We start from the raw sequence: 13,964 nt of genomic DNA, 5'->3' as shown, positions 1-13,964 counted from the left end.
AGCGCGTGTGCGTGGTCCGGGCCCCTGCGTCCGTACGGTCCGTCAGGCCAGCTTGGCGCGTACCGCGTCCAGCAGGGCGTCCACGGCGACGGCCTGCTGCTCGCCGGACTCCATGTCCTTGAGCTGGACGACGCCCTCGGCGAGGTCGCGCTCACCGGCGACGACGGCGAGTCGGGCGCCCGAGCGGTTGGCGTCCTTCATGGCGCCCTTGAGGCCCTTGCCGCCGAAGGAGAAGTCCGCGGCGATGCCCTCCCGGCGCAGCTCGGTGACCTTGCCGAAGAGGATCCGGCGGGCCTCCTCGCCGAGGGCGACGGCGAAGACGCTGGTGGCGGCCGGGATGTCCAGCTCGACACCCTCCGCCTCCAGGGCGAGGACCGTCCGGTCCACGCCGAGCGCCCAGCCCACGGACGGCAGCGCGGGCCCGCCGATCATCTCGGAGAGGCCGTCGTAGCGGCCGCCGCCGCCGACCGCCGACTGCGAGCCGAGACCGTCGTGGACGAACTCGAACGTGGTGCGGGTGTAGTAGTCGAGGCCGCGCACCAGCTTGGCGTCGTCCTCGAAGACCACGCCCGCCGCCGTGATGAGGGCGCGCACCTCCTCGTGGTACGCCTTGCAGGCGTCGCACAGGTAGTCGCGCAGCAGCGGCGCGCCGACCAGCTGCTTCTGCACGGAATCGCGCTTGTCGTCGAGGACGCGCAGCGGGTTGATCTCGGCGCGGCGCAGGGTCTCCTCGTCGAGGTCGAGGCCGCGCAGGAAGGTCTGGAGCGCCTCGCGGTAGACGGGACGGCACTCCTTGTCGCCCAGCGAGTTCAGCAGGATGCGGAAGTTCCGCAGACCGAGCGAGCGGTATGCCTGGTCGGCGAGGATGATCAGCTCGGCGTCGAGCGCCGGGTCCTCGGCTCCGATCGCCTCGGCGCCGACCTGCGAGAAGTGGCGGTAGCGGCCCGCCTGGGCCCGCTCGTAGCGGTAGTACGAGCCGGAGTACCAGAGCTTGACCGGCAGGTTGCCGAGCTTGTGCAGGTTGCCCTGGAGTGCCGCGCGCAGGACGGACGCGGTGCCCTCCGGCCGCAGGGCCAGCTCGTCGCCGCCCTTGGTCGTGAGGGTGTACATCTCCTTGGACACGATGTCGGTGGACTCGCCGACGCCGCGGGAGAACAGCTTCACGTCCTCGAAGCCGGGGGTCTCGACGTAGCCGTAGCCGGAGTTCCGCAGCGGCGTGGAGATCGCCTCGCGCACCGCGAGGAACGTCGCGGAGCGGGGCGGCAACAGGTCGTAGGTGCCCTTGGGGGCCTTGAAGGTGCTCACGTGGATCTTCGTCACATTCCTCGTCGGGGAGCCTTCGTGCTGCTGCTCCCTTGGCGGCTCGCGGCCACGTCCCGCAGATAGGGGTTCGTGGCGCGTTCCTGGCCGATGGTCGTCTGGGGACCGTGTCCCGAAAGCACCACGGTCGAGTTGTCGAGGGGCAGGCACACGCGGGCCAGCGACTCGAGCATCTCGTCCATGTCACCGCCGGGCAGGTCGGTGCGTCCGATGGAGCCGGCGAAAAGCAGATCCCCCGAGAAGAACACGGTTGGAACGTCCGCGCTCTGGGGCATCCGGAAGGTCACCGACCCCTTGGTATGACCGGGCGCGTGGGCGACGGAGAAGTCCAGACCGGCGAGCTTCAGCTCCGCGCCGTCGGTGAGCTCCCGTACGTCGTCGGGCTCCCCCACGGTCAGCTCGCCCATGAGGGGCATCCCGATGGAGCGGCCGAGGGCCTTCTCCGGGTCGCTCATCATGTACCGGTCGGACGGGTGGATCCACGCGGGGACGTCATGGGCGCCGCACACCGGAACGACGGAGGCGACGTGGTCGATGTGTCCATGGGTGAGGACGACGGCGACGGGCTTGAGCCGATGCTTCTTGAGCGTCTCCTCGACTCCCTGGGCGGCCTGGTGGCCCGGGTCGATGATCACGCACTCCTCGCCTGCGGCGGGGGCGACCAGATAGCAATTGGTCCCCCAGGCCCCGGCGGGGAACCCGGCAATCAGCACGTTCGTCCTTAGATGTCGTCCGTCACGAGGAGCGGAAATCCCGGAAATCACGGGATTCAGCAGATCAGAGCCTACCGGCGCTGCCGGTTCCACAGCCAACCCGTATACGGTACGGGCACATCCGGCCAGGACAGGAACAGACGAGCGACGGGAGCGGAACCGGTGGTCACGAGCGATCAGCGGCGGCGGCAGCTTGCCAGGGAGAAGTACGTGCGGCAGCAGGAGCGCCGGGAGGAGAGGCGCAAGGCGAAGCGGCGCAATACCGTCATCGCGGCCTCCTTGGCCGTGGTGCTGGCGGCCGGCGGCGCCGTGTACGCCTCGGTGGCGCTGACGGGCGACTCGAAGGGCTCGGACGCCGCCGCGGGCGACTCGCCCACCACTCCGACCCCGGAGCCCACACAGAGCGAGTCGAAGGCCCCCGAGCCGAAGATGGCCGTGGACGCCAAGGGCACGTACACCATGTCCCTCAAGACCAACGAGGGCGACATCGCGATCGCGATGGACGCGGCGAAGACCCCGCGCACGGTGAACTCCTTCCACCACCTCGCCGCGAAGAAGTACTTCGACGGGAGCAAGTGCCACCGCCTGACGACCGACGGCATCTACGTGCTCCAGTGCGGCGACCCGACGGGCGAGGGCACCGGCGGCCCGGGCTACAACATCCCGGACGAGAACCTGGACGCCCTGGGCAAGGCGGGCGCGGACGGCAAGGTGACCTACCCGGCCGGCACCGTCGCCATGGCCAACACCGGACAGCCCGGCACGGGCGGTTCGCAGTTCTTCCTCGTCTACAAGGACAGCAAGCTGCCGCCGCAGTACACCCCCTTCGGGAAGATGGACGCGGCCGGTCTCAAGGCGGTCAAGGACGTGGCCGCGGCCGGTGGCGTGGGCGGTGCCTCGGACGGCGCCCCGAAGAAGCCCGTCACCATCGAGAAGGCCGCCGTCGCGAAGAAGTGAGCCGGGCGTCCGCACAGGTGCGTGACCGTGGAATCTCGGTCGCGCTGAGTGCGGACAGCCGGGCCGCCGTTCGCCTAGATTGGCGTTGTGCAGCGTGGGCCTGTCGGCCGCGCCGCGGAAGGCGGGCGAGGCCCGCCGGGAAACTGTGGACGATGCCCGGGGGGTACCACCCCGCGACGGCATCATGGTGAGGAGGCGCTGTGAGCAGCGACCCGTGGGGCCGCGTCGACGAGACGGGCACCGTGTACGTGCGGACGGCCGAGGGCGAGAAGGTCGTCGGATCGTGGCAGGCCGGCACCCCTGAGGAGGCCCTGGCCTACTTCGAGCGCAAGTACGAGGGCTTGGTGGTCGAGATCGGCCTTCTCGAGAAGCGTGTGAGGACCACCGACCTCTCGGCGAAGGACGCCACCACGGCGATCGAGCACATCCGCGGGCAGATCGACGAGCACCACGCCGTCGGCGACCTGGCGGCGCTCGGCGTCCGGCTGGACAAGCTCGTCGCGTCGGTCGACTCGCGCCGCGAGGAGCGCAAGGCCCAGAAGGCCAAGCAGACCGACGAGGCGCGGGTCGCCAAGGAGGCGCTCGTCACCGAGGCCGAGGAGCTGGCCCAGAGCGAGCAGTGGCGCTCCGCGGGCGAGCGGCTCCGGGCGCTCGTGGACACCTGGAAGGGTCTTCCCCGGCTGGACCGCAAGTCCGACGACGAGCTGTGGCACCGCTTCTCGCACGCCCGCTCGGCGTTCTCGAAGCGCCGCAAGGCCCACTTCGCCTCGCTGGACGCCCAGCGCGAGGACGCGCGCAAGGCGAAGGAGCGTCTGGTCGCCGAGGCGGAGTCGCTGTCGAGCTCCACGGACTGGGCGAACACGGCGGCCCGCTACCGCGATCTGATGACGGAGTGGAAGGCCGCCGGCCGGGCGCAGCGCGAGCACGAGGACGACCTCTGGAACCGCTTCCGCGGTGCCCAGGACGTCTTCTTCGCGGCGCGCGGCGAGGTCTTCGCCGAGCGGGACGCGGAGCAGACCGAGAACCTCAAGCTCAAGGAGGAGCTCGCGACCGAGGCCGAGAAGCTGCTGCCGGTGACGGACCTGAAGGCGGCTCGTGCGGCCTTCCGCTCCCTCAACGAACGCTGGGAGGCCATCGGCCACGTACCGCGTGACGCCCGCCCGAAGGTCGAGGGCCGGATGCACACGGTGGAGCGGGCGATCCAGGAGTCCGAGGAGGCCGAGTGGCGCCGGACGAACCCGGAGGCACGCGCGCGTGCCGCGGGTCTGACCGGTCAGCTCCAGGACGCGGTCGAGAAGCTGCGCAAGCAGATCGACGCGGCCCGCGCCGCCGGGAACGACGCCAAGGCGAACAAGCTCGCCCGTGAGCTGGAGGGCCGTCAGGCCCTGCTCGACCAGGCCATGAAGGGCCTGGAGGAATTCGGCGGCTGACGCGGAAGCCGTGACCGTACGAGGAAGGCCCCCCGGCAGCGAGCCGGGGGGCCTTCCTCGTGGGCGTCTCTACGGCCGGCGGGCCGACGTGACGCGGTAGACGTCGTAGACGCCCTCCACGCCCCGGACCGCCTTCAGGACGTGGCCCAGGTGCTTGGGGTCGCCCATCTCGAAGGTGAAGCGCGAGGTGGCCACCCGGTCGCGGGACGTCTGGACGGCCGCCGAGAGGATGTTGACGTGCTGGTCCGAGAGGACCCGGGTGACGTCCGAGAGGAGCCGGGACCGGTCCAGGGCCTCGACCTGGATGGCGACCAGGAAGACCGAGGACTGGGTGGGCGCCCACTCGACCTCGAGGATGCGCTCCGGCTCGCGGGAGAGCGACTCCACGTTCACGCAGTCGCTGCGGTGAACCGATACGCCACTGCCCCGGGTGACGAACCCGATGATCGGGTCGCCGGGGACCGGCGTACAGCAGCGCGCCAGCTTCACCCAGACGTCCTCGACGCCCTTGACGACGACGCCCGGGTCGGTGCTGGAGCGGCGCTTGGAGCGGCCGCGGGTCGGCGGGGCGGCCTCGTCGATGTCCTCGGTGGCCGCCTCTTCGCCACCGAGCGCCTGGACCAGCTTCTGGACGATCGACTGGGCGGTGACGTGGCCCTCGCCGATCGCCGCGTACAGCGAGGAGATGTCGCTGTAGCGCATCTCGTGGGCGAGGGTGACGAGCGAGTCGCCGGTGAGGATCCGCTGGATCGGCAGGTTCTGCTTGCGCATGGCCCGCGCGATGGCGTCCTTGCCCTGCTCGATGGCCTCGTCGCGGCGCTCCTTGGAGAACCAGGCGCGGATCTTGTTGCGGGCGCGCGGGGACTTGACGAAGCCGAGCCAGTCGCGGGAGGGTCCGGCGCCGGCGGCCTTGGACGTGAAGACCTCGACCAGGTCGCCGTTGTCGAGGGTCGATTCGAGCGGGACGAGCCGGCCGTTGACCCGTGCTCCTATCGTGCGGTGGCCGACCTCCGTGTGGACCGCGTAGGAGAAGTCGACGGGGGTGGCCCCGGCGGGCAGCGCGATGACGTCGCCCTTGGGCGTGAAGACGAAGACCTCGTTGCGCGACAGGTCGAAGCGCAGGGACTCCAGGAACTCGCTGGGGTCCTCGGTCTCCTTCTGCCAGTCGAGCAGCTGGCGCAGCCACGCCATGTCGTTGAGGTGGTCGTCCTTGCCGGTCTTCTTCGGCACGTCGGTGCGCACCTTGGAGGCGCCGGCGGAGGGGTCCTGCTTGTACTTCCAGTGCGCGGCGATGCCGTACTCGGCGCGCCGGTGCATGTCGAAGGTGCGGATCTGGAGCTCGACGGGCTTGCCGTTGGGTCCGATGACCGTCGTGTGCAGCGACTGGTACATGTTGAACTTCGGCATCGCGATGTAGTCCTTGAACCGGCCGGGGACCGGGTTCCATCGCGCGTGGACGGTGCCGAGCGCCGCGTAGCAGTCGCGGACGGTGTCCACGAGGACGCGGATGCCGACCAGGTCGTAGATCTCCGCGAAGTCACGGCCGCGGACGATCATCTTCTGGTAGACGCTGTAGTAGTGCTTGGGGCGGCCGGTGACGGTGGCCTTGATGCGGGCGGCGCGCAGGTCGGTCTGGACCTCGTCGGTCACTATGGCGAGGTACTCGTCCCGCTTGGGCGCGCGCTCGGCGACGAGCCGGACGATCTCGTCGTACATCTTGGGGTAGAGGATCGCGAAGGCGAGGTCCTCAAGTTCCCACTTGATGGTGTTCATGCCGAGGCGGTGGGCCAGGGGCGCGTAGATCTCGAGGGTCTCGCGGGCCTTCTTCTCCTGCTTCTCCCGCTTGAGGTAGCGCATGGTGCGCATGTTGTGCAGGCGGTCGGCGAGCTTGATGACCAGGACGCGCGGGTCCTTGGCCATGGCGACGACCATCTTGCGGACCGTCTCGGCCTGCGCGGCCTCGCCGAACTTGACCTTGTCGAGCTTGGTGACGCCGTCGACGAGCAGGGCGACCTGGTCGCCGAAGTCGCGGCGAAGCGTGTCGAGGCCGTACTCGGTGTCCTCGACGGTGTCGTGCAGGAGACCGGCCATCAGCGTCGCCGGGTCCATGCCGAGCTCGGCGAGGATCGTCGTGACGGCGAGCGGGTGCGTGATGTACGGGTCGCCGCTCTTGCGCTTCTGGCCGCGGTGCCAGCGCTCGGCGACCTGGTAGGCGCGCTCGATCTGGCGGAGGGTCGCCGTCTCGATCTTGGGGTCGTTGGAGCGGACGATCCGCAGCAGCGGTTCGAGGACCGGGTTGTACGGGGAGGAGCGCTGGACGCCGAGGCGGGCGAGGCGGGCACGGACGCGGTTGGACGAGCCGCCCGAGCGGGCGGGCGCGGCCGGGGCGGGCCGGGCGGCGGGAGCCGGAGTGGGCGCCGGGGCGGGCGTCTCGGGCGCGGGCCCGGTCTCCGCGGGCTTGTCCTGGGGCGTGCCGGTCCCCGGCGCGGCCTTTTCGGCCTTCGGGTCGGGCTGCGCGGCGGAGAGTGACTGGGCCTCGTCTGGCAAGAGCGCTCCTCGTGCGGTTCCGGGTCCCCCGGTCAGGCCCGGAAAGGCCATGGTATCGAGCCACGACCCGCCCTGCTCACGCGCCCGGGGCGCGGACGGCACAGGCACCGGGGAAGCACGCCGGTCGGGCCCCGTACGGGGACATATCGGGAAAACAGCAGGGGCGCCCCGGGGATTCCCCGGAGCGCCCCTGTGGGCCTTGCTGTGGGCCTTGTTGTCGGGCCCTGGGTTCAGACCGTGATCAGCGCCGTGAGCGGGGCGCCGTTCAGGACCGGTTCCAGACGGGCGCGGCCCGGGAGGAAGCCGAGCTCCATGAGGACCGCGACGCCCGCGACCTCGGCGCCGGCACGGCGGACGAGCTCGATCGAGGCCTCGGCCGTTCCGCCGGTGGCGAGGACGTCGTCGATGACCATGACGCGGTCGCCCGCGGCGAGGTCCTCGGCGTGCACCTCGATCTCGGCGGTGCCGTACTCCAGCTCGTAGGCCTGGCGGAGCGTGGCCCCGGGGAGCTTGCCGGCCTTGCGGACCGGGATGAAGCCCAGGCCCGCGCGGATGGCCACCGGGGCGGCCAGGATGAAGCCGCGGGCCTCCAGGCCGGCGATCTTCGTCGCGCCGTGCGCGGTGCACAGTGCGGCGAGGGCGTCGGTGAGGGCCGTGAAGGCCTCCGGGTCGGCGAGCAGCGGCGTGATGTCCTTGAACAGCACGCCCGGCTTCGGATAGTCGGGGACGTCGCGGATGCGGCTGAGCAGCAGCTCGGTGACGTCCTGCGTTCCTGTGGTCGTCATCCGCGGTGCTCCTGAGCGCCGTGGCGGCTCGCGCGCGGGCCCACGACGGCAGCCTCGCCGGACAGGTCGTCCGCGGCATCCAGCGGCTCGCCCTTGGCGGCGGCGGCGGCCCGCTTGACCCCGATGCGCTTCTTGAGCGCCTTGATCGCCGGCTCGCGCTCCTTGAGGTCGGCGACGAGCGGGGTGGCGATGAAGATCGAGGAGTACGCACCGGCGGCGAGACCCACGAACAGCGACAGCGAGATGTCGTTCAGCATGCCCGCGCCGAGGACGCCGCCGCCGATGAAGAGCAGGCCGGCGACCGGCAGCAGCGCGACCACGGTGGTGTTGATCGAACGGACCAGGGTGCCGTTGATGGAGCGGTTGGCCAGCTCGCTGTAGGTGAAGCGGGTCTGCTTCGTGATGTCCTTCGTCTGTTCCTTGAGGGAGTCGAAGACGACGACTGTGTCGTACAGCGAGTAGCCGAGGATCGTCAGCAGACCGATGACCGTACCGACGGTGACCTCGAAGCCGACCAGTGAGTAGATGCCCACGGTGATCGTGAGGTCGTGGATGAGGGCGATGAGTGCCGCGACCGCCATTCTCCACTCGAAGGCGATCGCCAGATAGATCACCACGAGGATCATGAAGATCCCCAGACCCGTCCAGGCCTTGGTGGCGATCTGTTCACCCCAGCTGGGGCCGACGAGCTCCGCCGCGATCTTGTCCTCGGGGACGTTCAGGTCCTTGGCGAGCTCCTCGCGGACCTGGTCGGACTGGGCCGTGTCGAGGCCGCCGACCTGGATGCGGAGGGAGCCGTTGCCGAGCTGCTGGACGATCGCGTCGTGGCCCGAGGCCTCTTCCGCGTACTCCTGGGCCTGGCTGACGGAGACGTCGCTCTTCGGGGTGGTGAAGACGGCGCCGCCCTGGAACTCGATGCCCATGTTGAGGCCGCGGACGGCCAGGGCGACGATGGCGGTGATGGTGATCAGGATGGACAGGCCATACCAGATCTTGCGGTTGCCGATGAAGTCGTAACCGACCTCACCGCGGTGGAGCCGGGCGCCGAGATCGCCGAGCTTCGACATCTCACGCCTCCTTCGGGTCGGCAGCGGCAGGGGCAGTGGCACGGCGAGTACGGCGCAGCGGCGGCTTGGCGCCGAGACGCTTCGGGTCGAGACCCGACCACGGGTGACCGTTGCCGAAGAACTTGGTCTTCGCGAGCATCGTCATGATCGGCTTGGTGAAGAGGAACACCACGACGACGTCGAGCAGGGTGGTGAGGCCGAGCGTGAACGCGAAGCCCTGGACCTTGCCGACGGTGACGATGAAGAGCACGGCCGCGGCCAGGAACGACACGAAGTCGGAGACCAGGATCGTGCGGCGGGCACGCGGCCAGGCGCGCTCGACGGCCGGGCGGAGTGTGCGGCCCTCGCGGAGTTCGTCGCGGATGCGCTCGAAGTAGACGATGAACGAGTCCGCGGTGATGCCGATGGCGACGATGGCACCGCAGACGGCCGGCAGGTTCAGCGCGAAGCCGATGGCCGGGCCGAGCAGGGACATGATCACGTAGGTGAGGAGCGCCGAGACGCCGAGGCTGAGGATGGCGATCAGCGACAGGCCGCGGTAGTAGGCGACCAGGTAGATGATGACCAGGCCGAGGCCGATGGCACCGGCGATGAGGCCGGCTTCCAGCTGGTCACCGCCGAGGGCGGCGGTGACGGTGTCGACGCTCTGGGTCTCGAAGGTGAGCGGCAGGGCGCCGTAGGACAGGATGTTGCCGAGGTCCTGGGCGGACTGCTGGTTGAAGTTGCCGGAGATCTCCGCGCTGGCGCTGAGCGTCTGGCGCACCGAGGGCGCCGAGACGACCTGGCCGTCCAGGACGATCGCGAACCGGTTCTGCGGGTCGGCCTGCTGCGAGAGCTTGCCGGTGATCGACTGGAACTTCTTCGAGCCCTCGCTCGTGAAGTCCATGGTGACGATCCACATACCGCGCTGCTGGTCGAACTGGCCCTTGGCGTCGTCGACGTCACGGCCCCCGACCTCGGCCGGGCCGAGGAGGTACTTCGCCCACACGCCCGGGGCGTCCTCGCCGCAGGCCACGGTGGGCTCGGTCGGCTTGACGCCCTGGCCGGCGGCGGAGCGCTGCTTGGGGTCGAGGCAGTTCAGGGTGGCGAACTTCTGCTGCAGCGCCGCGGTGGCGGCGTCGGCCGAAGGGGTCGCCTGCGGGGTCCCGGTGGCCTGCGGCTTCGCCGAGGTCGAGGAGCTCGCGGTGGGCGTCGGGCTCGGGGCCTTGAGGGCCTCGCTGACCGCTCGGCCCTGCGTGGTGGCGGTGGCCGTCGGGGTGGCCGACTTCTCGCCGGCGCTCGCGCCGGAGGCGGAGGCGGACGGCTTCGCCGAGGGAGTTCCCGAGGCGGAGCCCGAGGGCGTGGCGCTCGGCGCCGCCGGGGGTGCGCCGTCGGCGACGGTGAGAACGGGCCGGAAGTAGAGCTGGGCGGTGGTGCCGACCTGCTTGCGGGCCTGCTTCTCGTCCGTCCCCCGGGGGATGTTGACGATGATGTTCTCGCGGCCCTGGGTCTGGACCTCGGCCTCGGAGACACCCAGACCGTTCACACGGCGCTCGATGATGCCGACCGCCGTGTTCATGTTGGTCTCGTTGACCGCCGACTCCTGGCCGGGCTCGGCCTTCGCCTTGAGCGTGATCGACGTTCCGCCGGCGAGGTCGATGCCGAGGCGCGGGGTGGTGTGCCCCGACCAGAACATTCCGCCGGTGAGCGCGACCATGGCGATCAGGATGAATGCCAGGGCGCGGCCCGGACGGCTCTGTCCCCCCGCCGCCCCTCGGCCCTTCTTCGGTGCTGCCACCTGTCGTATCTCCCTGTCCAACCGTCTCGCGCCGGGTATGCGTGAGACGGCCACGAAGTGTGTGTGGGGACCTGCCCCCGCAGACGTGCAACCGTTCCGGAGACCGCGCACGCCTGTGGGCGTGCGCGGGGTCCCCGGCCGCGACTACTTCGCGTCGGTCTCGCCGTCGGTCTTGCCGTCCTTCTGCCCCTCGGTGCCGGCCTCGGCCGCGTCCGCCTTCTTCGTCAGGTCGGCCTTCGGCGCCGCGTCCTCGGACTCGGCGGTCTCCGCGTCCTTCTCCGTGGCCTCGGCGGTCTCGGTGAGGGAGGAGGCGTCGTCGGGGACGACGGTGTCGGTGTCCGACTCCGGGTCGTCGCCGTGGACGATGCGGTTGTACTCGGAGTCCTGGAGGACCGCGCCGATCGAGTTCTTGGCGTAGACGGCGTGGACGCCGGGCGCGACCTCGAGGAGGACGGTCTCGTCGCCGATCTCCTTGACGGTGGCGTACATCCCCCCGATCGTCCGCACGCCGGTGCCGGGCTGCATCTCGTCGCGCATCTGCGCGGCCGCCTGCTGCTTCTTCTTCGCAGAGCGGGTCATCAGGAACATGGCCCCGATGAGGACGATGAAGGGGAGGAGGGTCACGATGCTCACGGGACGGGTTTCCTTCGCACGGTCGCGGAGAACCCGCGGCCTGATCTTCGGGGGTGGGCGCGCCGACCAGAAAGGGCGGCATCGGCGGAGTCTAGGCGAGTCCGCATCGATGGAACAACGTCCAGCATCGCACCCTGGTTCCGGTCCGGGCGAGTGTCGACACCGTCACGCCCCGAAGAACCCCTGTTGTCCCATTCCCGCGCCGTTCCCGGCGCTCCCCGGGCCCGCTGCCTGCGGCGGAACGAGTCCGAGGTGGGCCCATGCCGCGGGAGTGGCGACCCGACCACGGGGCGTGCGGGCCAGCAGGCCTTCGCGTACGAGGAAGGGTTCGGCGACCTCCTCGACGGTCTCGCGCTCCTCCCCCACGGCGACCGCCAGGGTGGACAGGCCCACCGGTCCGCCGCCGAACAGCTTGAGCAGCGCCTCCAGGACGGCGCGGTCGAGCCGGTCGAGGCCCCGGCTGTCCACCTCGTACACCCTGAGGGCGGCCTCGGAGATGTCGCGGTTGATCACTCCGTCCGCCCTGACCTGCGCATAGTCGCGGACCCGGCGCAGGAGGCGGTTGGCGATGCGGGGGGTGCCGCGGGAGCGGCCGGCGATCTCGGCGGCGCCGGCGGGGTCGATCTCGACGTCGAGGAGGCCGGCGGAGCGGTGGATCACGCGCTGGAGCTCGCCCGGGTCGTAGAACTCCATGTGGGCCGTGAAGCCGAAGCGGTCGCGCAGCGGGGGCGGCAGGAGTCCGGCCCGGGTGGTGGCGCCGACGAGCGTGAAGGGCGGGAGTTCCAGCGGGATGGCGGTGGCGCCGGGGCCCTTGCCGACGATGACGTCGACGCGGAAGTCCTCCATCGCCATGTACAGCATCTCCTCGGCGGGCCGGGACATCCGGTGGATCTCGTCGAGGAAGAGGATCTCGCCCTCCTGGAGGGAGGAGAGGATCGCGGCGAGGTCGCCGGCGTGCTGGATGGCGGGGCCGGAGGTGATGCGGATCGGCGCGTTCATCTCGGCGGCGATGATCATCGAGAGGGTGGTCTTGCCGAGGCCGGGGGCGCCGGAGAGCAGCACGTGGTCGGCGGTGGCGCCGCGCTGGCGGGCGGCCTTGAGGACCAGGTCGAGCTGCTGGCGGACCTTCTCCTGGCCGACGAACTCGCTGAGGTCCTTCGGGCGCAGGGCGGCCTCGACGGCCTGGTCGTCCCCCTCGGCGGCGGCGTCGACGATCCGCGCCTCGGCCTCGGCTGCCTCGGCGGTGATGTCGTCGTCCCAGTTCACGGTGGATGCCTTCTCGTTCGTACGGTCGGGGGTGGGCGCCCGGCCCGCCGGGGCCGGGGCGAGGTCAGCGGGCGCGGTTGAGGGTCTGCAGGGCGGCGCGGAGCAGCTGCGGTACGGGCGCGGTGCCGGTCTCGGCGAGGGCGGCCTCGGCCTGCGGCGTGACGGCGCTGACGGCCTCCTCTGCCTCGCGGCTCGCGTAGCCGAGCCCGATCAGCGCGGCGGACAGCTGCTCGGTCCAGGGCGCGGGCCCGGAGGCCGCGGCGCGCTGAGCGCCGACCAGACCGCTGCTGCCCAGCGGGGCGCCGAGCTTGTCCTTCAGTTCGAGGAGGAGCTTCTGCGCGCCCTTCTTGCCGATGCCGGGGACGGCGGTGAGCGCCTTCTCGTCGCCGGTGGAGACCGCGATGCGCAGCGCGTCGGGGCTGTGCACGCCGAGCATCGCCTGCGCGAGGCGGGGGCCGACGCCGCTGGCGGTCTGGAGCAGCTCGAAGACCTGTCGCTCGTCGTCGTCGGCGAAGCCGTACAGGGTGAGCGAGTCCTCGCGCACGACCAGGGACGTGGCGAGCCGGGCTTCCTGACCGATCCTCAGGGCGGAGAGGGTGTTCGGCGTGCACTGGACGGCCATGCCCACGCCGCCGACCTCGATCACGGCGGTGGTGGGGGCGAGCGCGGCGACCGGGCCGCTGACGAAGGCGATCATCGGGTTCGGCCTTTCACGGCGGATGTCTGGTGCGGAGCGGTTGCCTGGTGCTTGGCGACCGCCTGCTGGAGGCGGTTCTGGGCGACGGCCTGCTGGAGCCGGTTCTGGGCGGGGGCCCGCCAGATGTGGCAGATGGCGAGCGCGAGGGCGTCGGCGGCGTCGGCCGGCTTGGGCGGTGCGGAGAGCCGCAGGAGCCGGGTCACCATGGCCCCGACCTGGGCCTTGTCGGCCCGCCCGCTGCCGGTGACGGCGGCCTTGACCTCGCTCGGGGTGTGCAGGGCGACGGGGATGCCGCGGCGCGAGGCGCACAGCATGGCGACGGCGCTGGCCTGGGCCGTGCCCATCACCGTACGCACGTTGTGCTGGCTGAACACCCGCTCCACGGCGACCAGTTCGGGCGAGAAGCGGTCGAGCCACTCCTCGATGCCGCGCTCGATGCCGACCAGGCGCACGCCGATGTCGTCGTCGGCCGCCGTCCGGACCACGCCCACCCCGAGCATGGTCAGGGGCCGGCCGGCTACGCCCTCGACGACGCCGACGCCGCACCGGGTCAGCCCGGGGTCCACCCCGAGAACGCGCACTGTGCCCCTCCCTGGACCGCTGTCGCTCAACTGTTTGTGCAGGCTATCGGCTGGCACTGACAACGCAGCGGGGGGGCGGGGGGGGGGGGGCGGGGGGCCCCGGGGGGGCCGCCCGGGTGAGGGGGGGGCCCTATACCAGAACACCAAGCGGTCCTCGTAATAAGTTTATTATAAAAAAAAGAAGCAGGCGC

12 protein-coding genes are annotated in these 13,964 nt (G+C 70.9%); 2 read left to right on the top strand and 10 right to left on the bottom strand.

The genetic code is table 11. The features are described from left to right. Positions 1-42: 42 nt before the first annotated feature. Both hisS and ACFWWU_RS30820 read right to left on the bottom strand, forming a co-directional pair. Positions 43-1,305, bottom strand: a complete 1,263-nt coding sequence (hisS, locus tag ACFWWU_RS30825; protein ID WP_384150260.1) for a histidine--tRNA ligase — start codon at positions 1,303-1,305, stop codon at positions 43-45. 11 nt (positions 1,306-1,316) lie between these two features. Then, positions 1,317-2,033, bottom strand: a complete 717-nt coding sequence (locus ACFWWU_RS30820; RefSeq protein ID WP_384150257.1) for an MBL fold metallo-hydrolase — start codon at positions 2,031-2,033, stop codon at positions 1,317-1,319. A gap of 162 nt (positions 2,034-2,195) precedes the next feature. Between ACFWWU_RS30820 and ACFWWU_RS30815 the strand changes: the two genes are divergently transcribed. Both ACFWWU_RS30815 and ACFWWU_RS30810 read left to right on the top strand, forming a co-directional pair. Beyond that, positions 2,196-2,990, top strand: a complete 795-nt coding sequence (locus tag ACFWWU_RS30815) for a peptidylprolyl isomerase (RefSeq protein WP_384150254.1) — start codon at positions 2,196-2,198, stop codon at positions 2,988-2,990. A gap of 200 nt (positions 2,991-3,190) precedes the next feature. After that, positions 3,191-4,420 (top strand): DUF349 domain-containing protein, encoded by a 1,230-nt coding sequence (locus tag ACFWWU_RS30810; protein ID WP_384150251.1) that lies wholly within the window; start codon positions 3,191-3,193, stop codon positions 4,418-4,420. Between the two features lie 69 nt (positions 4,421-4,489). On the opposite strand, the gene ACFWWU_RS30805 is transcribed toward ACFWWU_RS30810, so the two are convergent. From ACFWWU_RS30805 to ruvC, 8 genes are all read right to left on the bottom strand, one after another. Beyond that, entirely contained in the window at positions 4,490-6,967 is a 2,478-nt protein-coding gene (locus tag ACFWWU_RS30805; protein WP_384150248.1) for a RelA/SpoT family protein, read from the bottom strand. Positions 6,968-7,197: 230 nt separating this feature from the next. Beyond that, positions 7,198-7,752 (bottom strand): adenine phosphoribosyltransferase, encoded by a 555-nt coding sequence (locus tag ACFWWU_RS30800; RefSeq protein WP_384150245.1) that lies wholly within the window; start codon positions 7,750-7,752, stop codon positions 7,198-7,200. Beyond that, on the bottom strand, positions 7,749-8,819 hold the full coding sequence (gene secF, locus ACFWWU_RS30795) for a protein translocase subunit SecF (protein WP_384150242.1): 1,071 nt from the start codon (positions 8,817-8,819) through the stop codon (positions 7,749-7,751). The genes ACFWWU_RS30800 and secF overlap by 4 nt, the downstream gene beginning before the upstream one ends. A gap of 1 nt (position 8,820) precedes the next feature. Next, a complete protein-coding gene (gene secD, locus ACFWWU_RS30790; RefSeq protein WP_384150239.1) occupies positions 8,821-10,596 on the bottom strand; it encodes a protein translocase subunit SecD in 1,776 nt (591 codons plus the stop codon). 144 nt (positions 10,597-10,740) lie between these two features. Beyond that, complete coding sequence (gene yajC, locus ACFWWU_RS30785) at positions 10,741-11,229, bottom strand: preprotein translocase subunit YajC (protein ID WP_384150236.1); 489 nt, start codon at positions 11,227-11,229, stop codon at positions 10,741-10,743. Between the two features lie 165 nt (positions 11,230-11,394). Next, positions 11,395-12,495, bottom strand: coding sequence for a Holliday junction branch migration DNA helicase RuvB (gene ruvB / locus ACFWWU_RS30780; protein ID WP_384150233.1), 1,101 nt, complete (start codon positions 12,493-12,495; stop codon positions 11,395-11,397). Between the two features lie 64 nt (positions 12,496-12,559). Beyond that, positions 12,560-13,192 (bottom strand): Holliday junction branch migration protein RuvA, encoded by a 633-nt coding sequence (ruvA, locus tag ACFWWU_RS30775; RefSeq protein ID WP_384150229.1) that lies wholly within the window; start codon positions 13,190-13,192, stop codon positions 12,560-12,562. Beyond that, positions 13,189-13,773, bottom strand: a complete 585-nt coding sequence (ruvC, locus tag ACFWWU_RS30770; RefSeq protein WP_384150226.1) for a crossover junction endodeoxyribonuclease RuvC — start codon at positions 13,771-13,773, stop codon at positions 13,189-13,191. Before ruvC ends, ruvA begins: the two co-directional genes overlap by 4 nt. Between the last annotated feature and the right edge of the window lie 191 nt (positions 13,774-13,964).

The sequence above is a fragment of the Streptomyces sp. NPDC058650 genome (genome assembly GCF_042717315.1).
Lineage (GTDB): Bacteria > Actinomycetota > Actinomycetes > Streptomycetales > Streptomycetaceae > Streptomyces.
Note: the sequence above shows the minus strand (reverse complement) of the source record. Positions and strands in the feature narration are given on the sequence as shown.

Excerpts from the sequence above, each read along its gene's own strand:
- ruvA (WP_384150229.1), bottom strand. The coding sequence starts at position 13,192 with ATGATCGCCTTCGTCAGCGGCCCGGTCGCCGCGCTCGCCCCCACCACC.
- secF (WP_384150242.1), bottom strand. The coding sequence starts at position 8,819 with ATGTCGAAGCTCGGCGATCTCGGCGCCCGGCTCCACCGCGGTGAGGTC.
- ACFWWU_RS30800 (WP_384150245.1), bottom strand. The coding sequence starts at position 7,752 with ATGACGACCACAGGAACGCAGGACGTCACCGAGCTGCTGCTCAGCCGC.